The organism is Shimia sp. NS0008-38b (assembly GCF_040370365.1).
Taxonomy (GTDB): domain Bacteria; phylum Pseudomonadota; class Alphaproteobacteria; order Rhodobacterales; family Rhodobacteraceae; genus Shimia.
Genome location: NZ_BAABWQ010000002.1, coordinates 1 through 26,183 on the forward strand (window position 1 = coordinate 1; position 26,183 = coordinate 26,183).

A 26,183-nucleotide genomic window follows, 5' to 3' on the forward strand; every position below is an offset into this window, starting at 1 on the left:
CCTTAACAACACAGACGCCAACCAGAAAATCCAAAACAAACACAATCACTCACAACACATCACTCAATCAGCACTTATCCACAGACCTACACACAGACTCGCAACAGACTCACCAAAAGACTCACAACGCAACACACCGTTAACACCCAAATCAAACGTCAGTATCACAGCGGTATCCCAACGGTTTCACAACTGTCCAAAAACCACAAAACGCAAAACAATAACGAAACGCACCCAAAAACAACGCAAAACGCAACACCCCCAAAACCGCCCCCGGTGAACAACCTTTAACAAGCAAAGCCTCAACCAATCCGCGGCAAGCCTGTCACAAAGGCGCCACCTCCCGCGCTTAGCCTTGGACCTATGATGGACACATCCAGCCCAAACACCACGGCTTACATTCTGTGCACCACACCGCGCAGTGGCAGCACGCTGCTCTACAGAATGCTGCACGCAACAGGCGTGGCCGGCAAACCGAAGTCGTGGTTTCACCGCCCCTCTTTGGAGGACTGGGCGACACGGATGCAGATCCCCCACAATGGAATGCCTGAAACGCAGTGGCTGAAAGAGATTGTTGACGCCGCGGTTCTCAAGGGGCGCGCAGACACCGATGTATTTGGGCTGCGCCTTCAAGGGCACGCCTTGGACTTCTTCTTTCAAAAACTGGCGCTGTTGTTTCCAGAAAGCCCCACAGACCTAGACCGCATCACATGCGCCTTTGGCCCGACCAAATTCATTTACCTCACACGCACCGACAAAGTGGCGCAGGCCGTATCCCTGGTGAAAGCGGAACAATCTGGACTGTGGCACAAAAACGAGGACGGCTCTGACCTTGAGCGCTCACCGGGTCAGGAGCCTGAGACAAACAAAGATGGATATGATGCAAAGGCGCTATCTGACGCCGTAAAAAAGCTGCAAAGCTACGACGACGCATGGAGGTCATGGTTTGCACTGGCCAGCGTGCAGCCCCTTACCCTTACATATGAAACTGTGGCACGGGCACCGCAGAGAGCCCTAAAGCAAGTGCTTGGCCACATCGGCCTGCCACCGGAAGCGGCACGGAATGTCACAGCTGACACAATGAAACTTTCCGACAAAGAGAGTGAGGCTTGGATCGCGCGATATCGGAAAGAGATGGGCGCAGCATAGACGGACAGATGGGCGCAAGAAGACCCCTCCCGATTCATTGCCCCGCCCCAGACAAACAAAGCAAGACACTGCCGTGCGTAAAAGCACCCTTACCTGTTGCGCGTTGCTGTGCCATTTTCGAGAGGCGTGCACTGCGAAATAGGATCGGACCGTTTATGACACTGAAACTTGAGTTTGTCTCCGCCCTCCCCGACCACGGTGCTTTTGAAACACTGATGTGCGACTACTATCAAATCATGTGTGACAAGCTGGTTGCAGTTGGCGGCCCTGCTCTGTCGCCATCCGAGCTGGCTGCAGATACGCTGGCCCATATAGATGACCTATTGCCCCCCACAGGCCGCACAGTTTTAGCGACGGACGCAGCTGGCACTCTGGTGGGCTGTGGCGTGATACGCAAAGTTCGCAATGACGCGGCCGAACTAAAACGCATGTATGTGCGGCCGGAGGCTCAGCGTTTGGGGCTGGGCCGCAAGTTGTTTGAGATGCGCATCACGGAAGCGCGCAACATGGGATGTCGCACCGTTTACGCCGACACCATCAAAGGCAACCGCCCGATGCTGGACATGTATGAGCACTTTGGCTTTCGCTATATTCCGCGCTATCCAGAAAACGCAAACCCTGCTGAGCTTGATCCCTATTTGGTCTATCTTGAACATGAGTTGCCCTAGCTGCAGGGTGCCGTCCCAAACAAAAGGGCGCGTGCAGATGCAAGCGCCCTTCTCTTCCGAAATGACAGCCACGCTTAGATGGCGATACCGACAGGATCGAGCGTGACGCTGTAGAGTTCCGTGTCAGCGCGGTCCATCAAACGCACGGTCATCTGTTGTGTTGCGCCGTCGATGTCGACCAGACCGAAGAACTGCAGGCCCATCGATGGCGGCAAGTTGGACTGGCCTTCTGGTGGCGCTTTCACAAATTTGACCTCTGGTCCAAAGGTGTTGTCCATCGCGTTGGGGCCAAAAGTACCGGCGTGCAGCGGGCCTGACACAAACTCCCAGAAGGGGGTAAAGTCGCTGAACTGTGCCTCATTTGGGTTGTAGTAGTGCGCGGCAGTGTAATGCACATCAGCCGTGAACCAGACAGTGTTGTCGATGCCTGCATTTTTGATGAAGCGCAGCAGGTCAGCCAGCTCAACTTCGCGACCTTTGGCCGGTCCATTGGTGCCATCTGCGATGCCCTCAGAGCCAGCTTGGTCGCGGAAATTGTCCCAGACGATCAAGCCAATGGGCTGATCAGAGGCGATGACTTTCCAAGTGGCTTTGGATTTGGTCAGCTCTTCTTTCAGCCAAGCAATTTGCTCAGCGCCAAACACACGCTGATCATCGGTCAGAGTTTCGGTCATCTCTGCATTGTTTGGGCCACGATAAGAGCGCAGGTCGATGAAGAACACATCAAGCATCGGGCCATAGCTGATTTTGCGATACACGCGGGCGGGCTCTTCAGCAGAGCGGCGCAGAGGTGTCATCTCGTGGAATGCTTGCGTGGCGCGGGCTTGCAGCAGGTGCACGGATTTCACGGTGTAGCGATCATCGCCCATCAGGTCTTTGGAATCCGACCAGTTGTTTACAACCTCGTGGTCGTCCCACTGCATGAAGGTTGGTACAGCCGCATTCATCGCCTGCACGTGGCGGTCCATCATGTTGTATTTCCACTGATCGCGGTATTCTTGCAGCGTCTCAGCCACTTTGCGTTTGCTGTCAATCAGCGTGGTGTTTTTCCACATGGTGCCGTCTGGCTGTTCCTTTTCATCCTCCATTGGGCCGTCGGCATAGATGGTGTCACCAGAGTGCAGGAAGAAGTCAGGCTCGTGCTTGGCCATCGTGCTGTAAGTCATCATGCCATCGTCATCGATGCCCCAACCTTGGCCAGCGGTGTCGCCAGACCACGCAAAGCGCACATCGCGGCGCGCTGTTGGGGCTGTGCGAAAGTGACCGATCAAGGGTTCGGACACCGCATTCACATCAGACAGATCAGCCGCCGTGAAGCGGTAAAAGATGTCTTGATCAGACGGCAGGCCGGACACCAGACGTTTGATCGCCATATCTGAGGTTGGGATGGCGTCCATGTTTGAGAGCACGCGCGCGTCGGTGAAGCTCTCGGTGGTGGCAACCTCCATGGACACGCGCGCCGGACGGTCGGTGCGGGTCCAGATCATACCGGATGTGGCATCCACATCGCCGGACTGCACTCCGTGCGTAAACACGGGGCGGGACGACGCGCGGCTGATGGCGGGCATTGCAAGAAAAGCAGCGCCGGAGGCCAAAACGGCACGGCGTGATGGGCGGATAAGTGGCATTGGGTCGGCTCCCTATCTGTTGGTTTTCATACCAAAAGGGAACGATGATTCTGAAACAGAGGTTGGATGAAACTGTGAAGAGGTGGTGAAGGTTGTGTGACCGGAAGGCGCTGGCCGATCACACGAAGTTGTCAGCTGTCATCTTTGCTTTGTTGCGGCGCCCCAACGTACCCGGATACGGCTTGCAGGATGCGGAAAGCGGTTGACGCATCGTTTTCCACCACCGCCATAAACTCACTCTCCCCCAGACGCAGCATGTCGAGGTCGGTTTTCGCCTGCATATCAAGAGCGCGCTTTTCCTTTTTGATCAGGGCAAGTTCGCCAACGATCGTGCCAGGCCCCGCCGTGGCCACCACCTGAGTGCCCCCGTCTGGTGTTTTGAAGCCCAAATTCGCCTCACCCTCAAGGATCAGGTAGGCACCATCTGCTGGATCATCCCCAAGGTGGAACACAAAGTCCCCGGCCTTTTCCTGATGCCATTGCGCGCCAAACGCCAACAGACGCATCTGACGGCGAGACAGGCCGGCAAACATGTCAGCTGTCGCCAACGCGCGCATTTTGCGCCGCAGGTCTGCACTTGCGGCGTTGTCAGTGTCTTCCACCGCAGCGGCGTCGCTGTCTTTAAAGCGGCCGTGCTCAAGCTCCAGCACCAGATCAAAGCTGTCAGGATCCTCAAACTCTTCTTCCAAGAAGATGAAGGTGGTATTGGGCAGCAACTCGCGCAGATTGGCAATGGTGTCAGCCGCCTGACCTTCCTCATAGTTGGCAAGACAGCGGTTCAAGATCATCACGTCCGGTTTCTTGATGGCAGCGCGGCTGATCGCGAGCGGTTCTGCAAAGGCGGAGGGCAGCCCTGCACCGCCAATGCCCGTGGGCACCGCAAACAGCAGTTCAGCCACCTCTTGTTTCATACCGGCCTCGCGCAGCTGGCCTGCGACGATGTCTCGAATTTGCTCTGCACGCGGCCCGGCAGAGGCGGAGAGTTTGCCAAAGATTGCGTTCTCAAGCACCGTCATTCCGGGAATAAATCGGTCCTCGCGGAAAGTGGCGAAATAGACAGCGGTCCATTCGGCGAGTTTCTCGGCTTCGTTGTGACGCAGCTCCAATATGCTTTGTTTGAGCTCATCACTGAAGCCGGCACCGATGCGTTCAGCAGACACTTGGAACGGCAGCGACAACATCTGCACCAGATCATCGCGCTCCATATTTGCGAGCCCAACATCGCGACTTTTGCCGAACAGCTCGACATTGCGGGTAAAGTCATCTGCCGAAAAGCCCAGCTGTTGGAACAATGGATGATCAGTGCCATCCACACCAAAGGTCTGGTTGAGCATCTCAATGACTTCGCGGCTCATGCGCAGAATTCGATCCTCAATACCGAGGTCTTGCAACAAGACGAGGAACTCTCCGATGCGGTCTTCTCTGCCTTCTGTGATCGGTTGGCGCGGTGTCGCAAAAAACAGGTTGGCCGCCACTGGCAGCGCCGGGTTGTAAAGATCAGGGTCAAACCTGTGATAGGCCTTGCCAAGGCCCGCAGTATCCAGCGCCGCCTTGATTTGGGGACGCAGGTCCACAAGCGTTTGGGCCAAGTCCTCGTGGTCCACTTCGAAGAAGGGTTGATCCAATCCTTTGCGGAACAGCGCATTGCCTGCGCCAGTGGCATCCATAAGCTGCACCCACCAAGCGTGCACATCATCCTCATTGCCCATATCGGCCAGCGCCGGGTCCACCCACTCGGAATACAACCGATCAGAGCTGTTGCCGGTGCGCGCACTTTCATAAGCGCGTTTCTTCTCCTCAGCCTCTCCCATGGGATCAGGTAGATCTGCCAGTGGTTGACGCTTCAGAGGCATCAACACGTTGTCGCCAAATGTACCTTGGAACACGTATGGGGAAGGATCTGCGTAGCCAACACGCGTGGCGATCACCCGTTGGTGCAGCTCGCTCAGTTTTCGCCCGCCAATCGACAGCGTCCCCCCCACAGGCGAAATTTCACGTGTAAAGAGCTCCGCCACAGCACGCCGCTCTTCGGCGTCTTGGGAGCGGATGCCCAAAACGGTGCCTTGTGCAATGGTGGCGGAGATGTTTTCCAACACGGAATCGCCATCATGGTCACGCACAAAAACTTCCCCAAGGACGATTTCCCCAGTCAAACGCGGGATGTCTTCGGGTTCGTCTTCAATCAGCTCCTCGTCCACCATGCCCGACGGATCGAAACGATCTCCGATCAGATGCCAGCGCAACGAGAGGTCAGCGACCCGGTTGTAGTAATTCAACAGCTCTTTCCAAGGAGATGACAGATCCTTATACGCTCCCAGCGCTGCCACCAAAGCCCCGGTGGTGACCTGCCCGCCAATGACCAGAAGACCACCAACGAGATAGAAAAAGAACGGTGTGAGCTGCGTGATGAAGTTGTTCAGAAACTTCATAAAGAACTTTTTCTTGTAGATTTCGAGACGGATCAGAAAGAGCGTGCCCAGACGTCGCGTGATCTGAGACGAGCGGAACCGCCAGCCGCCATTGCCGCGCAGCTCAGGTGTGCCAGTGGCCGTTTCACCAATTTCGGCGGCAAGTTGACGGACTTCAACAATACGATCTTTGTTCAACAAATTGATCTGTCGCTGAAGTTTCGGAATCAACCACGCCTGCAAAGGAATAAGCGCGACTGCGGCGAGGCCAAACCACACGCTCTGCAGGAACAAAAAGCCAAGGATGGTCAACATCTGCCCCGCTTGCATAACAGGCAAACTGATCGCGTCCCCCATCATCCCGCCCAAAGGCTCTGACTCCGCGGTGATCATCGACACCATTTCGCCTTGAGATGTACGGCGTAAATACGGCTGAGGGAACCGGGTGATGCGCGAGATCAACGTGAAACGGTACCGGCGCAACATACGCTCAGACAGCACACCTTTCAGCGTGTTGATACGCATTTTCATCAGGCCGTGCACAAGAACGGACAGTAAAAACAAGAAGCTCAACATGATCAGGAAGTTTGACTGTGTCATTTCCCAATTGAGAACATCGATGAAGTCCTGATCAGCGTCGATGGCATCGTTGATGATGCGCTTGGGCAGCTCCAATGTCAGAAATTGCAGCGGAAAAAGGCATACAGTCAGGGCCAGCAGCACCAGCTGATCCCGTTTGGAATACTTCCAGATAAAGGAAAAAAGCGAGCGTTCTATGGTCCGGACTCCTGAACGTCTGCGGCAAACGCCGCCCAATCTTTCAGCGGATGCTACCCTTGCGAGCCCACCCTGTTCAAACGGTTTCTTAAAGTAAGTCCACTATTGTGAAAACAGAGGTTTGCGAAGGACAGCATTCGCCGCTAGTCTCAGAAAGTCGAATACATCATGGGGCTTAGGTCGATGGACCAAATAACGACCATTCTTTTGCTGGTCGCAGCGTTTCAGATCAAACATCTGGTGGCGGACTTCTTTTTGCAGAACGCCAAGATGATTGTGGGGCGTGAGCGCTACTGGCACATGGGACGAGCGCAACATGCCGGAATTCACGCGGTGTTTTCTTTGATTCTGTTGGCTGTTTTCGGCGCAAGCCCAATGATGATCTTCTGGATGGTATTGGCCGAATTTGTGGTGCATTTCCACATCGATTGGGGCAAGGCGCGCTACTCCGTTGATCGCAACCTGACCCCGGATCAGCCATTGTATTGGTATGCGATGGGCACCGATCAAGCGCTGCATCAGCTGACGTATTTGGTGATGATCTGGGCGTATTACGCCTGCACGTTGGTGCCAAATAGCGCGGGCTAACGCGGGCGTCCTGAAGAAATATCAACAATAGCGCGAATGTCGTTTGTCGCGCTGAGAACAAACACGCGCGTTTTGCCCACAAATGCGCCGACCATCACTTTGACGTCTTCCTCGACAAATGCCGCCGACACAAAGCGTGCCCGAATATCTGTGATATTGTGGGCACCGTGGACAAGGAAACAGGCCGTTTCTGCAAGCCCACACAACAACATCCCCGGCACCACTGCACGTTCAAAACCGGCAGCGATCGCAACGCGATTGTCCGCGTGAATCGGGTTCATGTCATTTGAAAGCGCCCTATACCGGCGCACGTGATCCATAGAAATCGAGCCGGTTATGGGTAGCCCCTCGTCAGCAAGCATTCGAGCCTTGAACTTTGGTGCCCGCAATGCGCGGACTTGCTCCGGGGACTGAAAGCGCACCCGCGTCTCAATCTGAGCGTCTGAGTCCGTTACTGCGAAGCGATAGCGCGCGGAGACGTTCGAGATCTCTGAATCCAGAGCAAGGGGAACGTCTTTTGTCAGTTGCGACAAATCACACCCCGAAAACCGCTGTGCCTCATGTACTGCCGCAGTGCCTATTGGGGCTTCGATATCTATGAGCGCCGCAGAGACGTTTGGATCGCCCAAAAGCAGTGCCGCAGCCGACGCCGGCGGTGGCAAGGGTGCGGACACCTCTAAGATGTCCGCCAACAGATCGGATAATGAGCGCAATTGTGCGGCTGAGATCTGCGAGGCAAGTCGCAGCGATGTGCCCACGACGCTTTGGCCTTGGTCATCCATCGCTATAGCGTTGCGCAATCAGAGTGGCGTTGATGCCGCCAAAGGCCAGCGAATTGGACATCACGGCATTGATCGCCATCGGCTTGGCATCGTTGGGCACAGGCAGAAGATCGATTTTGGGATCTGTCTCGGTGAAATTGACAGTGGGCGGTGCGGATTGCCGACGCAATGCGCCAATGGCGACAATCAGCTCCAACGCCCCAGCGGCGCCGAGCGCATGGCCGTGTATCGGCTTTGTAGAGGAAATCTCCACCCCCTCCAAGGTCTCGCCAAAAACCTCTCGTAGAGCGGTCGCCTCGTTGACGTCATTGGCCACAGTTCCGGTGCCATGCGCGTTGACGTAATCGATATCTGAAGCCTCAAGGCCAGCTTGCCGCAGCGCCACGCGCATACAGGCGGCCGCACGCTCCGGATCTGGACGCAAAAGGTCACCGGCGTCGGAGTTTGTACCAAATCCGCTGAGTTCGCACAGGATGTTGGCGCCGCGCTCAAGGGCGCTTTCCAGGCTCTCCAGCACAAGGATGCCAGCGCCTTCGCCCAAAATCATACCGTTGCGGTCTTTGCTGAAAGGCCGGTTGACCTCTGCGGTCATGACGCGGAGCAGCTCCCATACGCGAAACACACCGCTTTCAAGGCAGCCCTCGGAGCCACCTGCAATACAGCGGTCAACTTGGCCGGTCGCAATCATCTGAAACCCCATGCCAATCGACTGGCTGCCGGAGGAACAGGCAGTGGCCAAACACAATGCGGGGCCTGTGGCGCCGAACTCCATCGACACCCAACTGGCGGCGGCGTTGTTCATGATCTTGGGCACTGCCATTGGATCGAGCCGCATCGAGCCTTCACGACCAAACTTCATATAGTTGCGGTTCAGCGTTTGCCCGCCGCCAAAGCCCGAACCAATGGACACGCCACACATATCGCCGAAATGCGCCGCGGTGAGCCCGGCCTGCGCCACGGCTTCGCGGGCGGCGGTGAGGGCGTATTCAGCCACTGGTTCACGCATGCGGTGTGGCTTCTCGCCAATGATGTGCGCCAAATCAGCCTCTGACAAGCGGGCGGCGGTTTTCACCCTTTGGGCGTCCAAATCATCAAACGCGATGGGCTTGACGCCCGAAGTTCCGGTCTGCGTGGCGTCGATCAGAGTCTCGGCGCCGATCCCACAAGCAGAGACAGCACCGAGGCCGGTGACGACGACGCGCCTCACGCCTCGGCAGCCTGATGCGCTTCGATTTTGGAGATCGCCAGATCCAGCAAATCCTGCACGGTCACCACATCGGTGAGCTCATTGTCGACAGAGACATAGGCGCCATATTTTTCCTCAATCGACATCAGGATCATCACAAAATCCGCAGACTGGATGTCCAACTCTTCCAGCGGTCTTTCTGGTTTGATTTCAGAAGGATCCACCATACCTTCTTGCGCGACCATCTCCAGCAATTCACGGGTCAGTGTTTCGCGATCGGTGCTCATCGGTGTCCTTCCAGTCTTCAAATACATGCGTCAAATCATCCGCAAAACCCTGCGGACGGCTCTAACTGTAAGTGCCAATTGCAAAAGTTTCCAGACGGAACATGGCGGCAAATCGGGGCAAAATTCAACGTCGGTATCGCGTCACTATCGCGTCGGTATCGCGACAGTGCCAAATTTGCCGCCAAAATAGGCTACATGCCCGGATCAACAGGCTCAATCACAGCCCCGCCGCCGTCGACCCAGTCCTTAAATCCGCCAAGATTGTACACCGTGCCATAGCCCATATCCTTCAGAAGCTTGCCCGCCAGCGCCGCGCGCCCACCAGAGGCGCAATGCAGGATCACCGGACGGTCAAATTGCAACTCCGGATCATGAAACGGCGTGGCCGGATCCGCACGGAACTCCAACATGCCGCGTGGAATGTGATGGCTGCCCTCAGCCCGGCCATTGGCGGCCAGCTCAGGCGCGTCGCGCACATCCAAGAGCAGCGCACCGGCGGCAACTTGCGCCTGTGCATCAGCGGCGGAAATTTTGGGAACAACCGCATGGGCGGCTTGCAGAAGATCAGCGGCAGTGGTCGGCATAGGGAAACTCCTCAGATGTGTCTTCCCTGAGGGTAGGCACAGCAGAGCCGCCTGTTAAGGGGGCATCGCGCATCCGTGACAAGAAAGAAGGCGTCAGGGGATGGACGGCAGCGGGTCAAAACACACCCCAAGCCCACAACCTGACGCCTTCGTTTGAATGTGCCCTCCGGGTCGGCAAGCCTCCCCATGCTGCGCATTCGCTTCGCGCTGTCCCGAATGTGCGGTCTCATGAAGAGACCTAGACCAGCCCCGTGACGGGGCCCATCCCAACCCGCCCCATGGAATGGGACAAGCGCCATCTGGGCCAGTGCAGCGGGATCTGATTGCCATGTGTGTCAGACGAAACTCTTGCAAGCTTTGCCTGCACCCTACGTGCAAACACTCCCCCCCAAACCGATGCTCAAAGCACCCCCCAAATGAGGCACGCCCAAAGGCCTGCGCCGTTCAAAAGATGTGTCCCTTAGCCCATCGGCCACCGCTCAGGCTTATCCGCCGCCTTCCTGCCTTGGAGGTATTGCGACGCTCACAGAGCCCCGCCGCATCTCCCAGCCATTTCGGCCAGCGTCCCGTCGAGTTCTCCAGCGTGGACAGCACATTCCTGAGACAGAAACGCGCCCTGCGAGGTCTGTGTCGGTGTGAACCGGCCCTTCCCCGCCCCGGTCACTGGAGGGCAGATCGCTGTGAAACAGCATGCCCCTCTCCGGAAGACCTCAGCGTCCCGCGCCGGATCTTGCGATCCCTTGCGTTGACTTAATGGTGGGTCAAAGGGGGCGAGTCGGGCAAGGTTTTTTTGACGGGGGCTGGGGGTAAGCCGTTGGGGAAGCTTGGGGATTTCCTGTGGATAAGCTGGGGATGGGTTGGGAAAGGTGAGATTTGGGGGGGATTTGGGGGAGGATGGAATTATTTTGCGCACGGAGTTTTTACCAAATGCCTTCCGCCTTAGGGTGACGAAAATCTAACAACCCTATCGTTAGCACCTTCTGAAAACGGTAAATCGAAGTACGAACTATGCAAAAGAACATCCATCCTTTTGAAATTATTGGATAGAAAATCCAAAGTAACGCTGAACTGATCCACCATTTGGGAAAGCTGGTTCTGTGCATCAGTCAGCTTTTCCTCGTCAGTCAAGACGTTATCCATTCGGTGATCTCTGTATACTAGGTTGGCTTCTTCACTTTCTCCAGCGAGCGGTACACAAAAGGCTGTGTCACACTTGGTGAAGACGACCAATGCTCTTCTGTTGTAAACTTTTTCATCCAAAAGCTCATTTTTTAAATGAAGTACTGCATTCTTAAAAAGAACATCTATCATACTTACATAAGCACTTCTGTCCGACGCCTCGCTTTTTAAAAAGGTTTCCGCATCAATGACGAAAATGTAACGATCGGCCTGAAGAACCCATGAGAAGAACTCTTTTTTGTAAAGCCCTGTAGGAAGTTGCTGATCCAACAAGTTCTCCGACAGGTCCTTTGAGTATTCCCCGGGGAAATCGGCAATTTCCACATCATACTTGAGCGGAATTAAGCCAAACCGCCTCTGTGATACCCCGTATCGGTACGCAAATACGTCTTTGTCATCAGTCGGGCCTAAATTTATGCCTTTTGACATGGCAGTCATATACCTAGTTACCCTGTCTACTGTCTGTCCGCCGCGAACAGTCGCGAATTTTGCGAGTTTTCCCGACATGATTGCGTCAAAAACAACCGTAATGAGGGATGTTTTACCTGCCCTAGGCAATCCAATCACAGCCACTCGCAACGACAACTTAATTCCCCGGGTGAAAATCGGAATAAGAAGTTGAGAAACTGTGTTAATAGCCGCAAAACCAAATAAGACTGCAATGGCAATCGAGAACATGTCCAATTTCGTATTACTGATTAACGTAAAAAAATCTTCCATCATGCTTCAACCATCTTAGACACCGGAACACGATAATAGGCAATATAGGCTATAAAACACACCGCAAATGCAATCGCGGCAATTGTGAAGCGCTCCAAGTCAATTAAGTTTGCAGCCTCTAAAGCTCCAGGAAGTCTGTCAATAATAATTTGATTATACACGGTAGTGCCAAATAGCGCGAAACCTATCATAGAAAACACAACAAATGCTCGTCTTACTCTGGCCATAGACTCGACGATTTCATCGTCCGAAGGTATCATGGTTTTGCTAGGAACTTTCGCTAACAGTACTATGGACCAGACACTAAAGGTCAAAAGTAATGTACCAGTATCGATGTAGTACCACCAATCCTGCCCATAGTTCAAAGTGACTTTCAATACTACCTGAAACGCGAAGGGCACCAACGGAAGCGTGAACTCTTTTATTGCCGACATGGTCACTCATAAATTGTGTTTTACCAAGGTTGAATCCTGACATAGACTACTAGTCTTTTGAGTGCAATTGTTGTTGAGAGACGGTTTCGTGTCGAATAGCTACGCTCGCAGGACATGAAGGGCGTTGATCCAGATCGCGCTCGAAACCGGCCCCATTCTGCCAGAGGCAAACCTTCGGTTTGACGGCGGGTGCGATTTTGCAAAGGCTGCGCCAGACGCGACGAGGGGAATATGCGGTCAGGGATGTGCCAAGTGGTGAGCCGCCCTCGGGGTCGAATGCGATCCTTGGGGTGGTGGCAAACAGTGCTTCCAGAAAGACCTCTGCCAAACTTGAAACGTACTTCACTCAGCACAAAGACCTGCCCGCGACCCTGGGTGGGGGTGAAGCCCCCTCCCGTGGGGAGGGTCGGGGGCGGGTCGGCCTTGCCGACCTATGTGCGGGTCAAATCTTGGCGGTTTGGGGCTGATGATTGAGGAAAGGCCGCTCGATTGAGCAGCCTTGGGGGATTGGGGCTGGCGTTGCGTGCCTTAAACTCCGGGGTGCGCCCGCGAAGGCGTGGCCTTCGCTTCCGCGCACTCGCGCTCGAAACTGGACGACTTAGTCGTCCATTTTGAGCGCGCTAATAAATGCTTCCTGCGGGATATCCACTTTCCCGAACTGGCGCATCTTTTTCTTACCGGCTTTCTGCTTGTCCAGCAGTTTCCGTTTCCGCGAGGCGTCGCCGCCGTAACATTTGGCGGTCACGTCTTTGCGAAGCGCGCTCAAAGTCTCGCGCGCGATGACTTTGCCGCCAATCGCCGCTTGGATCGGGATTTTGAACATGTGGCGCGGGATCAGGGTTTTGAGCTTTTCACACATGGCGCGGCCACGTTGCTCTGCGCGATCTCTGTGCACCATCATGGAGAGCGCATCCACAGGCTCGTCGTTGACCAGCACGGACATCTTCACAAGGTTGTCCTCGCGGTAATCCTCCATCTGATAGTCAAAGGAGGCGTAGCCTTTGGTCACCGATTTCAGGCGGTCATAGAAGTCAAACACCACCTCGTTGAGCGGCAGGTCATAGACACACATGGCGCGCGACCCGGCATAGGTCAGATCCATCTGAATGCCACGACGGTCTTGGCAGAGTTTGAGCACGTCGCCGAGGTAGTCGTCCGGCACAAGGATGGTGGCCTTGATCCGCGGCTCCTCGAGGTGGTCCACGGTGGACATGTCGGGCATGTCGGCGGGGTTGTGCAGGTCGATCTGCGTGCCGTCTTTCAGGTAGACGTGGTAGATCACCGAGGGCGCGGTGGTGATGAGCTCGATGTTGTACTCCCGCTCGATGCGGTCGCGGATGACCTCAAGGTGCAGCAGGCCCAAGAAACCACAGCGGAAGCCAAAGCCCAGCGCGGCGGAGGTTTCCATTTCAAAGGAGAAAGACGCGTCGTTGAGCGCCAGTTTGTCGATGGCGTCGCGCAGGTCTTCGAATTCGGCTGAGTCCACCGGAAACAGACCACAGAACACCACCGGCTGTGCGGGTTTAAAGCCGTCCAGCGCCTCTTCGGTGCCGTTGCGGTCGTTGGTGATGGTGTCACCCACACGCGTGTCACGCACCTGTTTGATCGAGGCGGTGAGGAAGCCGATTTCGCCGGGGCCGAGGCTGTCGACCATTTCCATTTCGGGGCGGAAAACACCAACACGGTCCACAGTGTGCAGGGTGTTGTTGGACATAAATTTGACGCGCTGGCCCTTTTTCAGGGTGCCGTCCATGATCCGCACCAGCACGATCACGCCCAGATAGGCATCATACCAGCTGTCCACCAACATGGCTTTGAGAGGCGCATCCAGCGTGCCGGTTGGCGCGGGCAGGTCTTTGACAATGGACTCAAGGGTTTCATGGATACCTTGTCCGGTTTTGGCAGAGACTTGGATGGCGCCGGTGGCCTCGATGCCGATGACGTCTTCGATCTGTTCCGCCACACGGTCACAATCAGAGGCTGGCAGGTCGATCTTGTTGAGCACAGGCACAATCTCGTGGTCGGCCTCCATGGCGTGATAGACATTGGCCAGTGTTTGCGCCTCAACCCCTTGGGAGCTGTCCACCACCAAGAGCGAGCCTTCAACCGCACGCATGGAGCGGGAGACCTCATAGGCAAAATCCACGTGGCCGGGGGTATCGATCAGGTTGAGCACATAGGTCTCGCCATCGTCGGCTTTGTAGTCGATGCGCACGGTGTTGGCCTTGATGGTGATGCCGCGCTCACGCTCGATGTCCATGCTGTCGAGCAGCTGTTCCTTCATGTCGCGATCTTGCACCGTGCCCGTCTCTTGGATGAGGCGGTCAGCAAGGGTGGATTTGCCATGGTCGATATGGGCGACAATGGAGAAATTGCGGATTTTGGACAGATCAGTGCTCATGCAGCGGGATATGAGGGGGAATCTTGTCTTGGTCAAGCAGGGCTGTAGGGTGTGGGGTGAGTTATTTGGGGTGAATACGGGTTTTGAGGGGGCGGATTTGGATAAGATTGAGGACATAGGTCAGCTTGTCGATTGGCTGGTGACGCAGGACGCAAGCTTCAGCAGTGCGATTGCGACCCGCAACGCACTGCGTATTCTGCCAACAGCGATGGCCGGCGTCGAACAATCCTTTGATAGTTTTGAGGGGGCTGACTTGCTGATGCTGTGCCTGATGCTTGACTTAATGTCTGCAGTTGCAAGCACATGTTCTTCAATAGATCTAAGAGATGTGCGGTCTGCACTTCAGCGTTTTAGAGCCAATTCTACTTCCGAAAAAGCGCTGCTTGATGCAACCCGGATAAGCGATTCCGGCGGTTTGTCACCGTTCTCAGCCCATAGCGCTGGAAGCTCTGCGGCTAGCTCGGTTATTTTTTCGGGCCTTGGCGAGAAAAAAGGCGCTGCCGTTTTTGCAGACGGCTCATCAGCGCACGCTTTCGCTCCTCAAATGCAAGCAGCGTCTTTCGCGGACTGCCAATCCATTGACGCAAACGGCACAACTGGAGTTTTCAACGAAAGGCTTTGGCCAGATGGGGAGGGCGTTCAGCAAGTGCTAGCGCTTTGGCACACTTTCAAAGCGCTCCCAGATCCCAAGGGGACATGGGATTTCTGGCGACGGTGGTATCGCGGGATGCTGGAAGGGCAACCGCTGGATTGGGACCTGCAATTGCAGGTGGCTTTGATCGGCGATGACATTTGGGATTCGGGCCCAGAAGCGGTTGCACGGGAGATTGCGCGGATTGAAGCCAAGTGGGAACTTGAGCGCGAAGTGGTGGCTTTGAAGGAACAGCTTGCGAAAGTTAAGCAACTCGAAGCATTGCCCAGTCGATTGCACAATCAGCCACCTGAGGCGATCGACGATACGATTGGACTATTCCAAACGGATGTCGCGTTGATTTGGGACACGTTGGTTGAGCTCGAAGAAGAGATCGAGAAACCGGAGCCGTCGCCTTCGCGCCTCAAGAAAATCGCAGAGGTCTTGCTTGGAATTGCAAAGAAATTCACGGTCTATTGCGCCGAGCTTGGGGGCATAACGGCGAAGAAAGCGGCGGAAGAGATTGGAACGACCGGCACGAAATGGGCAATCCGAGGAACTGCTGCCTTTTTCACAGCAGAGAACGAAGGTGTGCAATCGGTGGTCAAAGCCATTTGGGAGTATGCCAAGACCTTGCCTCCGGGATAACGCCGGGCTGAGGCCCGACCTACCGAGCTCCGCGGGCGTTGACATTGTGAGTTGGAACCCCACCCCACAGATTGAGTCAGAGCCCGGATCACAAATGATCTGGTTGATTGCCTGTGGCCTCGGAAAGAGCAGCGCCTGACACTAGGTGGGTGCAAAGCGCCCTCCTGGGGGAGGGTCAGGCGCTGCTCGGCGGTGCCGAGCTAAAGATGTCTTTTGTTGGTGTCAGGCAACATAGGATCGCACCCGGCACCGTGGGCGGTTTTCTGTTTCTCGAGACCTTGCAAATCAAACAAGCCTTTCCGCATGACGCCAACCTAGCACAATCGCACCTGCCCTGGGGGGCGGGGTCGGGTGCGATCCGGATCATAAATGATCCGGTTAATTGTCTGTGGCCTCGGACAGAGCGGTGCCTGACCATGGGTGGGTGCGAAACGCCCTCCCAGTTTGCCGGAGGCAAACCTTTTGGTTTGACGGGGGAGGGTCCCCTCTCGGGACCTTGCTCCGCAAGCCCCCGTCGGTAGGGGGTACCCTTCGGATCATGGGGGATCCTGCAAAGCAGAAACGTCTCCCCCCTCCCCCGGTCACAAATATGCCATAGAGTCATGATCCTGTGTTTGCCGACCATATTGAGGAGGTCACGATGCACGGCTGGAGGGCCCGAAAACAGCATTCGCGGCGTGGGGAATTGTCGTTTCTAAAGCCGGACGAAGTGAAAGACCGGCGCCGGTATGTGGCGCAGGTTCCACGGGCTTTGGCCTACAACCTTGGGCTTTTCATCGTGCTGTTCGCCACCGCGTTTTGGTATTTTGAACCGACGGCTGCGCCTGGGGGACAACAGACGGACACGACGCCCGTGTCCTCCCATGCGCCGTTGATGGCTGCCCAGTCTCAGGTCAACTCTGCCTTCCACTGACGCTCCAGATAGAAACGTTATGTGAGCGAATTCTCTGGTGCCCCTTGATAACTGCCCCTATACACCCGAAATTCTGGTCGAAGACCAAAAGGATCCGGGGGCTGTAACAGGGGTTACAAACGGCGGATCACACTCTCAGGGAAGACATTCATGCGCCGTCGCTTGACCACTTTGATGTGTGCAGATTTGGTAGGGTACTCCAGCCTTATGGGCGAAGACGAGGACCTTGCCGTGGCCGCAGTGCAGGCCCTGCGCAATGAGCATTTAGAACCTGTCGCCAAGACGTATGGCGGCGAAGTGCTCAAGCGTATGGGCGACGGATGGATTCTGTCTTTCCCCGGTGTTGAGGCTGCGTTGGATTGCGCAGAAGAGGTGCAGAGCCGCCTTGCGGAACATGATGTGATCAAGCTGCGTATTGGCTGTCACATCGGCGAAATTGTCGAGGACGAGGCGGATTTTTACGGCAATGGCGTGAACATTGCCCAGCGGATCGAGACCGAAGCGCCTCCCGGTGGCGCGATGTTTTCCGAAGATTTGTTTCGACGGCTCTCACGGGCGCGCCAGACCGAACTGCGCGACGCCGGCATGTTCAATCTCAAAAACATTGCCACGCCCATTCGGCTGTATCAGTGGCGCCCAGCCAACCTGTCCACCGCCCCCAATGCAGGAGAGCTGCCCTCCATTGGATTTGAACCGTTTGTGGCCGTCCCGGAGACGGAAGAGACCGAAGCCGTGGCGCTCGACCTGCATGATGGGATTGTGCAGCATTCTCTGAGACGCACCGGCATCACCACCGTGGATTCCGGAAGTCTGGACACCACACCAACCGTGTTTCTGGTGCGTGGACGTTTGCGCGCGGCGGGGTCGCGGGCGCGGTTCACCTTGTCGCTGATCATGCGCGAAGACCTGACCACATTGTGGACTGGCACATACGAGGGAGATCTGAGCGATCCGTTTGCCTTTGTGGACGACATGCTTCCGCGCATGGAGGCGGATGTACGGCTGCAGACCATTCAGCATGACGGCAACCGGCTCTCCCATTTGAACAACAACCAGCTGAGCGTGTCGGAATTGCGCGCACGTGCGGCTGCCAAGTATTTTCAGCAAACCTTAGACAGCTGGCACGAGGGGCTGGCGGCGTTAGATCGGGCTGTTCTGCTGAGCCCCAACAACGGCATGTCGCTGGCGATGCGTGCGCAAAGCCGTTTGAATATGTGGTCCGTCGAGTTTGCCACGCCGGATGTGGCAGCCTTGGAACAGGTGGGGCGTGATCTGGATATGGCGGTGGCTGAGGCGTCGACCAGTGATTTTGTGTTCTGGGCGCGGTGCGCCTATCGGTTGCGGGTGCTGCGCGATCTGCCCGGTGCGATGGCGGACATGGAGCGGTCGCGTGAAATCAACCCAAGTTTCGTAGGCACGTCTGATTTGATCGCCCAAGCCGCCTTGCTTGACGCGCGGTTCGAGGATGCGGTTGCGGCGCTGGACATCTACGTAAAACGGGGGAGTGAAGACCCGTTTCGGATGATCCGATTGGCGTTTGTGGCGCGGGTGTATCTGGCGGCGGGCCACTTGGACAAAGCCCGAGCAGCCGCCATCGCGGTGGCCGATTTGCGGCCCACTGACCGAGGTATTCAGCTCCTGAAAGCCTTGGTCTGCGACAAAGCGGGAGATGCGGAAGGGCTCTCAGCCGCGCGGGCTGCGGCTGCGGTGTTGCCCAAAACGCCGTCAGTCGCGATAAACCGACTGGCGTTGCCGCAAGAGCTAGAGTGGATCAACACCGCAACCCATCCCCAAGCTGATCCCGTCTAAGCGTGACGCAGACGTCGGGCCGCCAGCCAACTGAGCGCGGACATAACAGCGGCGGTGAACAGACAGAGCGACAGCCCCCCGATTTGGTAGCTGAGGCCCGAAAGTAAGGTGCCCATCAGGCGACCAGCGGCGTTGGACATGTAGTAAAACCCCACATCCATAGTCACACGTTCATCTGAGGTGAAGGCAAGGATCAGGTAACTGTGCACCGCTGAATTCACAGCAAAGATGAAGCCAAAGACCAGCAGCCCGGTGATCAGCATCACCGTCAGTGACAGAGATGTGTCCAACACCAACACAGCGGCCGTCAGCACAAGCGGCACCATTGTTAGATAGCCAACCCAATTGATGGCTTTTTCGGTGATTTCACTGGGCGTTGCACTGGCCGCTTTCAGAATACGGGGGGCGTTGCCCTGCACGGCGCCATAGAGAATGATCCACACAGCCATAAAAATACCAATGATGAAAAAGGCCTCGCGACGACCCTCAGCAGTGCCATCGCTGAGCACAGCATTGAAGTAGACGGGAATGCCAACCACAAACCACACATCGCGCGCGCCAAAAAGGAACATGCGGGCAAGGCTCAGGCGGTTGACGTTTTTGTCTTTGGAGAAGACTTGGGAAAACTTCGCCTTCTTGGAGCCTTGCGGCAGGCCTGCGGGCATAAAGATCATCACACCAATCAGGATCACGGTGAGGATGATGGCCATGCCCCAGACCGAGACGTGAAAGCCCCATATGGCCAGGAGCGCTGCGCCGAGGAAAAAGCCGCAGCCTTTGACCGCGTTTTTGGAACCCGTCAGCAAAGCCACCCAGCGGAACAACCCACCGCCGTCTTTGGGTGCGAGCAATTTGACGGCGGATTTGGAAGACATCTTGGAGAGGTCTTTGGCCACGCCAGAGGCGCCCTGCACGCACATCACAAAGACCACGGAGGCGGTGATGCCCCACGCGGGATCGAGTTGGGCCAGCGCAATCAGCGCAAGGATTTGGATTGTGAGACCGGCATAGAGCGTGGAGGTCAGTCCAAAGCGCGCCGCGATCCAACCGGCGGAGAGATTGGTGACAATCCCCATGACCTCATACAACAAGAACAGATATGCAAGCTGGATGGGCGAGAACCCAAGACCGTTGAAGTGCAGCAGCACAAGCATGCGCAGCGCGCCGTCCGTCAGCATGAAAGCCCAATAGGCGGCGGTGACGGTGATGTAGGCGGCGAGGCCATCTGGCTTTGGTGGCGTTTTTTGGGTCTGTGCGTCGGTCATGGCGGTTATCGCGGTCTCTGAGGGACGCGCCCGAGCCTAGGTGGGCGCAAGGAACAACTGAAATTGCCACCCGCACTACACAACGATCTACATCAGTGTTTGATGAAACGTCGCACATGCGCCCTCCTGAGGGGAGGGGTGGGCGCGGCCCGTGCCTGCGGCACGAGCCAAGAGGGCATTAGATGCTGGCCAAAACCATGCGGGTCACATCAGCCAAGCGGAAGGCATACCCCCACTCGTTGTCATACCATGCGTAGATTTTGACATGGCGATGGTTCACAACACGGGTGGAGAGGGCATCGACAATTGTGGACCGGTCGTCGTTGGTAAAATCACAGCTGACCAGCGGGCGGGTTTCATACCCCAGAATGCCTTCCATCTCGCCAGCGGCCGCCTCGGCCATGAAGGCGTTGACCTCTTCGGCGGTGGTGTCGCGGCTGACGTCAAAGACAATATCCGTCAGCGAGGCGTTCAACAGTGGCACGCGCACGGCATGGCCGTCGATCTTACCGGCCATATCCGGGAAAATCTGGATGATGGCTTTGGCGGAGCCGGTGGTGGTTGGGATCAGACTGTTGAGCGCAGAACGTGCGCGTCGCGGGTCTTTGTGGGCCCGATCCACGATGGTTTGGGTGTTGGTCACATCATGGATTGTGGTGAAGCTGGCCTGCTCAATGCCCAGCTTTTCACGCACCACTTTGACAATGGGGGCGATACAGTTGGTGGTGCAGGAGGCGGCTGTGATCACCTTGTGCATGGCCGCGTCATAGGTGGCATCGTTCACGCCGTAGACAATATTGGCGACATCGTCTTCTTTGACCGGGGCCGAGACCACAACCTTTTTGACACCAGCATCAAAATAGGGCTGCAACTTGGCATTGGTTTTGAAGACCCCGGTGCAATCCACCACGAGGTCCACGCCCAGTTCTTCGAGTGGCAACTCTTCGATGCTCCAGGCAGCCGTTTTGCGCATCTTTTGGCCGTCGATGGTGATGCTGTCCGCGTCATAGGCGAAATCAGCGCGCCAACGGCCATGCACCGTATCAAATTCGAGCAGATGCGCGTGCAGTTCGGCGTCACCCGATGGGTCATTGAGCAGGACGATTTCGGCATCCAACCCAAGGTCAAAGAAGCTGCGGATCACAAGCTTGCCCATGCGGCCCAAGCCATTGATTGCGATTTTGGTCATGAGGAGTGTTCCTTCAAGAGTGAGACGAGAACCAGCCGCGGGTGCGGTTGGCAAAAGCAACAAGGCTGAGCATCACAGGCACTTCGACCAAGACGCCCACGACCGTGGCGAGCGCAGCGCCAGACCCAAGGCCAAAAAGCGAGATTGCCACAGCAACGGCGAGTTCAAAGAAGTTGGATGTGCCGATCAACGCGCAGGGGGCCGCAACTTCAAAAGGCACTTTCCACAGCTTAGCGGCGCCATATGCGATGAAGAAAATCCCATAGGTCTGGATCAGCAAAGGAATGGCAATCAGCAGGATGTTGAGCGGCTCAGTCAGGATCGTTTGTGCCTGAAAGCCAAACAGCAACACAACAGTCAGAAGCAGACCGCTCACAGAGGTCGGGCGCAGGCGGTCTCGGAAGGCGTCGACCGCCACCTCACCCCCCTGCCCGATCAAACGCTTACGCGTGACATAGCCAGCGATCAGTGGGAGCAATATGTAGAGCACCGCCGATAGGATGAGTGTTTCCCACGGCACCACGATGTTGGTCACTCCCAGCAGGAAGGCCACAATGGGCGCGAAGGCGAAGACCATGATCACGTCATTCACACTGACCTGCACCAACGTGTAGTTGACGTCACCCCGCACGAGATTGGACCAGACAAAGACCATCGCAGTACAAGGCGCCGCGCCCAGCAAGATCACGCCCGCAAGATATTCGCTCGCGGTTTGGGGATCGATCCAAGGGGCAAAGATGTGCTCAAAGAACAGCACACCCAACGCGGCCATGGTAAAAGGCTTGATCAGCCAGTTCACCACAAGTGTGATCACCAAGCCTTTGGGTTTGCGTCCGACATCTGCGATTGCGCCAAAGTCGATGCCCGCCATCATCGGGTAAACCATCGCCCAGATCAGCACGGCCACCGGCAAGTTGACAGAGGCGACTTCGAGGCTCGCCAGCCAGCCAAATAGGGTGGGAAACAGGCTACCAAACCCAAGCCCAACAGCAATGGCCAAGGCCACCCATAGCGACAACAGTCGCTCAAAAGTGCCTAGGCCCGCTTTGATTTGTGTTGTGTGATCACTCACCGTTTTTCTCTCGATGCTTGCGGATGGCTGTAAGACTGTCTTCGGCTTGCTGATCGCCAATTTCATTCAGCTTTTGCTGCAGTACGATGGCGTCCAGACTTGCGATTGGAAGATTGACGAAGACTGAAATGCGATTGCGCAACATGCGGTAGGTTTCGGAGAACACCGTGCGTTGCCAGTGCAAAGAAAAAAAGACGTTGTAGGTTTTGTCCGACATGAGATCGGTTCCTTTAACAACCAAGATTTAGATCTTTGATCAGCGGCTGGCATAGATCGGGGCGCCCGCCGCAACAGTCTTCCAACAGAAACCCCAGCAGGCCGCGCACCCCGTCCGTATTGGCAAAATAACGAATGCTGCGCCCTTCGCGTTGATTGCGCAGCAGATCCGCCTGCAACAGAACCGAGAGGTTGGCGGACAGAGTGTTTTGCCGCACATCCAGCGTTTCGGCGATTTCACCGGCGCTCAGACCTGCCTCACCTGCCTGAATCAACAGGCGAAACGCATCCAGACGCGTTTCTTGGGATAAGGCTGAGAAGGCGGTGAGGGCAGCTAACTTTTCCATAATTCACGAAGTATGGATGTATTGAAGATTCGGCAAGACGGCATCTGACTCGCCACTGTGAAATTTTCATGACAGCTTGAGTTGACGGTCAGCTAAAGACATCCAACGGACGGCCTTCAAGCATGGTTTCCATGGAGAAATAACCCGTGACAGTGTCGAGCTCTAAGCCAGTGGTGAGCCGCCGGTATACAGCATCATAGCCTGACATGCCGGAGGTGACGATCTTGAGCATGTAGTCCCAATCACCTCCGATGCGATGTAACTCCGCCACCTGAGGAATGCGGGAAACATGTTTTCGAAAGCTTTCCGCCCATTCCACCGAGTGGTTCCGGGTGCGCACCATCACAAACACCGTTAGATCAAGCCCCAGAGCGGTGGGATCTATGCGCATATGCGTGCCGCGGAGCACGCCGTCCTCCTCCAACCGCTTCAAACGGCGCCAAAGCGCATTCTGTGACAATCCGACTCGTTCTGCCACTTCGCGTTGCGACAGAGAAGCGTCCCGTTGCAGAACATCAAGTATCTTTCTATCAAAACTGTCCATTTGGGCGACCTTTTCAATCATTTGACCACAACATATCGCAAATCACGGTGAAAACGATGAAGTTTTTTCAACATTGGTGATCTAAATTTCTGCCAACCAAGCAAAGAGGACACCATGAAAGATCTGACCGCCCCATTTACCCGTTTTGCAGACAGCTTGCGCAATGCGCCAGACACATTGGGTTTCCTGCGCGGCGGATTGATTGGGGGGGACGCGACCTTTGACACGCCCTTTGGACCCAAAAAGCTAATTTACGCAGATTATGTCGCGTCAGGGCGGGCGCTGCGACAGGTTGAAACCTTTGTCATGGAAGAGGTTTTGCCGTTCTACGCCAACACCCACACCGACGCGTCTTTCTGTGGCGCCCGCATGGGCGCTTTGCGTGAAGGTGCACGGGCCGTTGTACGCAATCATTGCAGCGCGCGTGCGGAAGAGCACGCGGTGATCTTTTCGGGATCGGGTGCCACCAGCGGCCTGAACCAACTTGTGCATTTGATGCAAGTGGGAGAAGGCGACACTGTGATTGTAGGCCCGTATGAACATCACTCAAACCTGCTGCCATGGCGCGAAAGCGGCGCGACAGTCATTGAAATTCCGGAGGGTTCATTGCCCGGACCGGACCGAGGTGCCCTGACCCAAACACTCGCGGAACAAGGGCTGACGGGTCGCGTGATCGTTGCCATGAGTGCTGCTGCCAATGTCACTGGCGTGTGCACTGATGTGGCGGCGATCACCCGACTCGTCAAAAGATATGATGCATTGATGGTCTGGGACTATGCGGGCGGAGGCCCATACCTGCCGATGTCGATGACCCCAGCAAACGGCGTTGAAGTTGATGCGCTGGTGTTTTCGCCACACAAGTATATCGGAGGCCCCGGTGCGAGTGGCGTTCTGGTGGTGCGCGAAGACGCGGTGAGCGCCCGTGTTCCTTACCGTCCGGGTGGCGGCACCGTGGCATTTGTGAACGCGCATAAGCATGACTATGTGACCCGACTGGAACAGCGCGAAGAAGGCGGGACGCCCAATGTCGTTGGTGACATTCGCGTGGGATTGGCGTTGACTGTGAAGGATGTGATTGGCGACGCGACAATGGCGCAGCGCAATGCAGAATTGACGTCACGGGCCTTTGCAGCTTGGGATGCAGATTCACATGTGGACGTTCTGGCATCCACCCGCGCGGCGCGGCTGCCAATTCTGTCATTTGTGCCCCGAACCTCTTCAGGCGCACGGATCGACCACAATGAGTTCACCCGTGCCCTATCAGAACACTACGGCATTCAGGCGCGTGGTGGGTGCTCTTGTGCCGGGCCCTACGTGCATGCCCTGTTGAATATTCACGATCACACGTCCGATGACATCCGTTCGGACATCCTGTTTGGTTCAGGCGGCAGCAAACCCGGTTTTGTGCGCCTGAATCTCAGTGTGTTGATGAACGATGATACTGTGGATTTTGTCTTGGCGTCCGTGTCTGAACTGGCACGCGGTTGGGACCAAGACATGCAGCAGGCGCTGGCTGGCTAAAGCGTTGTCGCGCGATATTTGAAGGCGCCGGAGCCGCGCGCGATGATCTCGCCGGTTTCATCGGAAATGGTGCTTTCAGCAAAGAAGGTTTTGGCGCCGCCACCTGTGCGCCAGCCTTCCGCAATCAGCCCCTTGCCTTTGGGCCGAGACAGGAAATTGGTCGTCATTGACAGGGTCAGCGCCAAGCGTTTGTGCGACGGGTCGCCTGTGTAACATCCCGCAAAGCCCATCACCGTATCCAAAAGCGTCGCATAGATGCCGCCGTGCGGGATGCCTGCGCGATTCATGAGATGTGGCGCGATTGGCAGCTCAAGCCGGGCATAGTCGACGTCCCAATGGGTCAGCCTAAAGCCAAGGTGTTTTTGCAACTCATAGGGTGCTTCTTCCAAAGAAGGGTCAAGTGGGGCGTGGCTCATGGCATTATGCTTTCAGGTCTCGTGTCGCAGGTTGGCAGGGCCGTCAAACGGCCGTCAGGCCACCATCAATGGCAATGGCTTGACCAGTCATGAAGCTGTTGTCCGGCGCATTGATCCAAAGCATGGCCTGCACCACCTCTTCTGGTTCTGACACTCGCCCCATTGGCACGCGGGACGCAATACGGGCCAGAGCATCTTCGCGGCTTAAACCAGTGCGTTCTCCAACCATACTTGCCATCTCGTCCACCATTGGCGTGGCCGAAAAGGACGGGCACAGTGCATTCACCCGAATACCACGGGTGGCATTCTCGTCCGCAGCCGCTTTGGTCAGGCCAACAACCGCGTGTTTGGCCGCAGCATAAAGCGACAAATGACCGGAGCCGACGAGCCCCGCTGCCGACGCAACATTCAAAATCGCCCCCTGCCCGGCCTCTTGCATTAAGGGGATCTGATACTTCATGCCGAGAAACACGCCTTTGGCGTTCACGTTCATCATCAAGTCAAAATCTTCGGCGGTCAGGAATTGCAGCGGACGCATAGCATGCCCGATGCCTGCGTTGTTTATCGCCACATCTATGGTGCCAAATGCCTCCGCGATATTGGCCACATGAGCCGCGACCTGCGCCTCCTCGGCTACGTTCACCTCATCAGCGACCACCTCGACGCCTTTGGCGCGCAATGTGCGTGTTAACTCGGCCAAATGCGCGCCGTTGATGTCGGAAAGCCCCAGCTTTGCCCCGTGCTGGGCAAAACGGTCTGCGGCCATGGCGCCAAAGCCGCTGGCCGCGCCTGTGATCATGACCACCTTGTCTTGATACATT

At 56.2% G+C, this 26,183-nt stretch carries 24 protein-coding genes; 7 read left to right on the forward strand and 17 right to left on the reverse strand.

Annotated features, from left to right (window positions below; translation table 11 throughout):
- Positions 1–366: 366 nt before the first annotated feature.
- Both ABWV47_RS06075 and ABWV47_RS06080 read left to right on the forward strand, forming a co-directional pair.
- Complete coding sequence (locus ABWV47_RS06075) at positions 367–1,149, forward strand: Stf0 family sulfotransferase (RefSeq protein WP_353309628.1); 783 nt, start codon at positions 367–369, stop codon at positions 1,147–1,149.
- A 155-nt stretch (positions 1,150–1,304) separates the two neighbouring features.
- On the forward strand, positions 1,305–1,817 hold the full coding sequence (locus tag ABWV47_RS06080) for a GNAT family N-acetyltransferase (RefSeq protein WP_353309630.1): 513 nt from the start codon (positions 1,305–1,307) through the stop codon (positions 1,815–1,817).
- Positions 1,818–1,891: 74 nt separating this feature from the next.
- Here the strand turns inward: ABWV47_RS06080 and ABWV47_RS06085 are convergent, their stop codons facing one another.
- Positions 1,892–3,445 (reverse strand): alkaline phosphatase D family protein, encoded by a 1,554-nt coding sequence (locus tag ABWV47_RS06085; RefSeq protein ID WP_353309633.1) that lies wholly within the window; start codon positions 3,443–3,445, stop codon positions 1,892–1,894.
- Between the two features lie 131 nt (positions 3,446–3,576).
- Complete coding sequence (locus tag ABWV47_RS06090) at positions 3,577–6,576, reverse strand: cyclic nucleotide-binding domain-containing protein (protein ID WP_353309636.1); 3,000 nt, start codon at positions 6,574–6,576, stop codon at positions 3,577–3,579.
- 237 nt (positions 6,577–6,813) lie between these two features.
- Between ABWV47_RS06090 and ABWV47_RS06095 the strand changes: the two genes are divergently transcribed.
- On the forward strand, positions 6,814–7,218 hold the full coding sequence (locus tag ABWV47_RS06095; RefSeq protein ID WP_353309638.1) for a DUF3307 domain-containing protein: 405 nt from the start codon (positions 6,814–6,816) through the stop codon (positions 7,216–7,218).
- On the opposite strand, the gene ABWV47_RS06100 is transcribed toward ABWV47_RS06095, so the two are convergent.
- The 7 genes from ABWV47_RS06100 to lepA all read right to left on the reverse strand — a co-directional run bounded on the left by ABWV47_RS06100 (position 7,215) and on the right by lepA (position 14,791).
- Positions 7,215–8,018: a MaoC/PaaZ C-terminal domain-containing protein gene (locus ABWV47_RS06100; RefSeq protein ID WP_353309641.1), complete on the reverse strand. Its 804-nt coding sequence runs from the start codon at positions 8,016–8,018 to the stop codon at positions 7,215–7,217. The two genes, ABWV47_RS06095 and ABWV47_RS06100, sit on opposite strands and share 4 nt — an antisense overlap.
- Positions 7,993–9,207 (reverse strand): beta-ketoacyl-[acyl-carrier-protein] synthase family protein, encoded by a 1,215-nt coding sequence (locus tag ABWV47_RS06105; protein ID WP_353309644.1) that lies wholly within the window; start codon positions 9,205–9,207, stop codon positions 7,993–7,995. The genes ABWV47_RS06100 and ABWV47_RS06105 overlap by 26 nt, the downstream gene beginning before the upstream one ends.
- Positions 9,204–9,473 (reverse strand): acyl carrier protein, encoded by a 270-nt coding sequence (locus tag ABWV47_RS06110; protein WP_353309647.1) that lies wholly within the window; start codon positions 9,471–9,473, stop codon positions 9,204–9,206. The genes ABWV47_RS06105 and ABWV47_RS06110 overlap by 4 nt, the downstream gene beginning before the upstream one ends.
- 191 nt (positions 9,474–9,664) lie before the next feature.
- Positions 9,665–10,057 (reverse strand): rhodanese-like domain-containing protein, encoded by a 393-nt coding sequence (locus tag ABWV47_RS06115; protein WP_353309650.1) that lies wholly within the window; start codon positions 10,055–10,057, stop codon positions 9,665–9,667.
- 939 nt (positions 10,058–10,996) lie between these two features.
- Positions 10,997–11,959 (reverse strand): TRAFAC clade GTPase domain-containing protein, encoded by a 963-nt coding sequence (locus tag ABWV47_RS06120; RefSeq protein ID WP_353309653.1) that lies wholly within the window; start codon positions 11,957–11,959, stop codon positions 10,997–10,999.
- Positions 11,956–12,390 (reverse strand): hypothetical protein, encoded by a 435-nt coding sequence (locus tag ABWV47_RS06125; RefSeq protein WP_353309655.1) that lies wholly within the window; start codon positions 12,388–12,390, stop codon positions 11,956–11,958. Before ABWV47_RS06125 ends, ABWV47_RS06120 begins: the two co-directional genes overlap by 4 nt.
- A 598-nt stretch (positions 12,391–12,988) precedes the next feature.
- Entirely contained in the window at positions 12,989–14,791 is a 1,803-nt protein-coding gene (lepA, locus tag ABWV47_RS06130; protein ID WP_353309658.1) for a translation elongation factor 4, read from the reverse strand.
- A 97-nt stretch (positions 14,792–14,888) separates the two neighbouring features.
- On the opposite strand from lepA, the gene ABWV47_RS06135 reads away from it, so the two are divergent.
- The 3 genes from ABWV47_RS06135 (at position 14,889) to ABWV47_RS06145 (ending at position 18,792) form a co-directional block, all read left to right on the forward strand.
- The gene (locus ABWV47_RS06135) at positions 14,889–16,070 is read left to right on the forward strand and encodes a hypothetical protein (protein WP_353309661.1); all 1,182 of its coding nucleotides are present in this window, start codon (positions 14,889–14,891) and stop codon (positions 16,068–16,070) included.
- A gap of 640 nt (positions 16,071–16,710) precedes the next feature.
- A complete protein-coding gene (locus ABWV47_RS06140; protein WP_353309663.1) occupies positions 16,711–16,983 on the forward strand; it encodes a hypothetical protein in 273 nt (90 codons plus the stop codon).
- A gap of 150 nt (positions 16,984–17,133) precedes the next feature.
- Positions 17,134–18,792, forward strand: coding sequence for an adenylate/guanylate cyclase domain-containing protein (locus ABWV47_RS06145; protein WP_353309665.1), 1,659 nt, complete (start codon positions 17,134–17,136; stop codon positions 18,790–18,792).
- On the opposite strand, the gene arsJ is transcribed toward ABWV47_RS06145, so the two are convergent.
- The 6 genes from arsJ to ABWV47_RS06175 form a co-directional block, all read right to left on the reverse strand.
- Complete coding sequence (gene arsJ, locus ABWV47_RS06150) at positions 18,789–20,057, reverse strand: organoarsenical effux MFS transporter ArsJ (protein WP_353309668.1); 1,269 nt, start codon at positions 20,055–20,057, stop codon at positions 18,789–18,791. The genes ABWV47_RS06145 and arsJ overlap by 4 nt on opposite strands.
- 178 nt (positions 20,058–20,235) lie before the next feature.
- The gene (locus ABWV47_RS06155) at positions 20,236–21,246 is read right to left on the reverse strand and encodes an ArsJ-associated glyceraldehyde-3-phosphate dehydrogenase (RefSeq protein ID WP_353309671.1); all 1,011 of its coding nucleotides are present in this window, start codon (positions 21,244–21,246) and stop codon (positions 20,236–20,238) included.
- 13 nt (positions 21,247–21,259) lie between these two features.
- A complete protein-coding gene (arsB, locus tag ABWV47_RS06160; RefSeq protein WP_353309674.1) occupies positions 21,260–22,318 on the reverse strand; it encodes an ACR3 family arsenite efflux transporter in 1,059 nt (352 codons plus the stop codon).
- Complete coding sequence (locus ABWV47_RS06165; RefSeq protein WP_353309677.1) at positions 22,311–22,535, reverse strand: hypothetical protein; 225 nt, start codon at positions 22,533–22,535, stop codon at positions 22,311–22,313. Before ABWV47_RS06165 ends, arsB begins: the two co-directional genes overlap by 8 nt.
- Before the next feature lie 13 nt (positions 22,536–22,548).
- Positions 22,549–22,881 carry an ArsR/SmtB family transcription factor gene (locus ABWV47_RS06170; protein WP_353309680.1) on the reverse strand — a complete coding sequence of 111 codons (333 nt, stop codon included), beginning with the start codon at positions 22,879–22,881 and terminating at the stop codon, positions 22,549–22,551.
- Between the two features lie 88 nt (positions 22,882–22,969).
- Positions 22,970–23,446 (reverse strand): Lrp/AsnC family transcriptional regulator, encoded by a 477-nt coding sequence (locus ABWV47_RS06175; RefSeq protein WP_353309682.1) that lies wholly within the window; start codon positions 23,444–23,446, stop codon positions 22,970–22,972.
- A gap of 93 nt (positions 23,447–23,539) precedes the next feature.
- Between ABWV47_RS06175 and ABWV47_RS06180 the strand changes: the two genes are divergently transcribed.
- Positions 23,540–24,946 carry an aminotransferase class V-fold PLP-dependent enzyme gene (locus ABWV47_RS06180; RefSeq protein WP_353309684.1) on the forward strand — a complete coding sequence of 469 codons (1,407 nt, stop codon included), beginning with the start codon at positions 23,540–23,542 and terminating at the stop codon, positions 24,944–24,946.
- Here ABWV47_RS06180 and ABWV47_RS06185 read toward each other — a convergent pair.
- Positions 24,943–25,362, reverse strand: coding sequence for a PaaI family thioesterase (locus tag ABWV47_RS06185; RefSeq protein WP_353309686.1), 420 nt, complete (start codon positions 25,360–25,362; stop codon positions 24,943–24,945). The genes ABWV47_RS06180 and ABWV47_RS06185 overlap by 4 nt on opposite strands.
- Before the next feature lie 43 nt (positions 25,363–25,405).
- A complete protein-coding gene (locus tag ABWV47_RS06190; RefSeq protein ID WP_353312030.1) occupies positions 25,406–26,182 on the reverse strand; it encodes an SDR family NAD(P)-dependent oxidoreductase in 777 nt (258 codons plus the stop codon).
- Position 26,183: the final 1 nt, after the last annotated feature.

Coding starts and splice junctions, on each gene's coding strand:
- ABWV47_RS06075 (WP_353309628.1), top strand. CDS start 367: ATGGACACATCCAGCCCAAACACCACGGCTTACATTCTGTGCACCACA.
- ABWV47_RS06080 (WP_353309630.1), top strand. CDS start 1,305: ATGACACTGAAACTTGAGTTTGTCTCCGCCCTCCCCGACCACGGTGCT.
- ABWV47_RS06085 (WP_353309633.1), bottom strand. CDS start 3,445: ATGCCACTTATCCGCCCATCACGCCGTGCCGTTTTGGCCTCCGGCGCT.
- ABWV47_RS06095 (WP_353309638.1), top strand. CDS start 6,814: ATGGACCAAATAACGACCATTCTTTTGCTGGTCGCAGCGTTTCAGATC.
- ABWV47_RS06110 (WP_353309647.1), bottom strand. CDS start 9,473: ATGAGCACCGATCGCGAAACACTGACCCGTGAATTGCTGGAGATGGTC.
- ABWV47_RS06115 (WP_353309650.1), bottom strand. CDS start 10,057: ATGCCGACCACTGCCGCTGATCTTCTGCAAGCCGCCCATGCGGTTGTT.
- ABWV47_RS06120 (WP_353309653.1), bottom strand. CDS start 11,959: ATGATGGAAGATTTTTTTACGTTAATCAGTAATACGAAATTGGACATG.
- ABWV47_RS06125 (WP_353309655.1), bottom strand. CDS start 12,390: ATGTCGGCAATAAAAGAGTTCACGCTTCCGTTGGTGCCCTTCGCGTTT.
- lepA (WP_353309658.1), bottom strand. CDS start 14,791: ATGAGCACTGATCTGTCCAAAATCCGCAATTTCTCCATTGTCGCCCAT.
- ABWV47_RS06140 (WP_353309663.1), top strand. CDS start 16,711: ATGCACGGCTGGAGGGCCCGAAAACAGCATTCGCGGCGTGGGGAATTG.
- ABWV47_RS06145 (WP_353309665.1), top strand. CDS start 17,134: ATGCGCCGTCGCTTGACCACTTTGATGTGTGCAGATTTGGTAGGGTAC.
- arsJ (WP_353309668.1), bottom strand. CDS start 20,057: ATGACCGACGCACAGACCCAAAAAACGCCACCAAAGCCAGATGGCCTC.
- ABWV47_RS06155 (WP_353309671.1), bottom strand. CDS start 21,246: ATGACCAAAATCGCAATCAATGGCTTGGGCCGCATGGGCAAGCTTGTG.
- ABWV47_RS06165 (WP_353309677.1), bottom strand. CDS start 22,535: ATGTCGGACAAAACCTACAACGTCTTTTTTTCTTTGCACTGGCAACGC.
- ABWV47_RS06170 (WP_353309680.1), bottom strand. CDS start 22,881: ATGGAAAAGTTAGCTGCCCTCACCGCCTTCTCAGCCTTATCCCAAGAA.
- ABWV47_RS06175 (WP_353309682.1), bottom strand. CDS start 23,446: ATGATTGAAAAGGTCGCCCAAATGGACAGTTTTGATAGAAAGATACTT.
- ABWV47_RS06180 (WP_353309684.1), top strand. CDS start 23,540: ATGAAAGATCTGACCGCCCCATTTACCCGTTTTGCAGACAGCTTGCGC.
- ABWV47_RS06185 (WP_353309686.1), bottom strand. CDS start 25,362: ATGAGCCACGCCCCACTTGACCCTTCTTTGGAAGAAGCACCCTATGAG.
- ABWV47_RS06190 (WP_353312030.1), bottom strand. CDS start 26,182: ATGTATCAAGACAAGGTGGTCATGATCACAGGCGCGGCCAGCGGCTTT.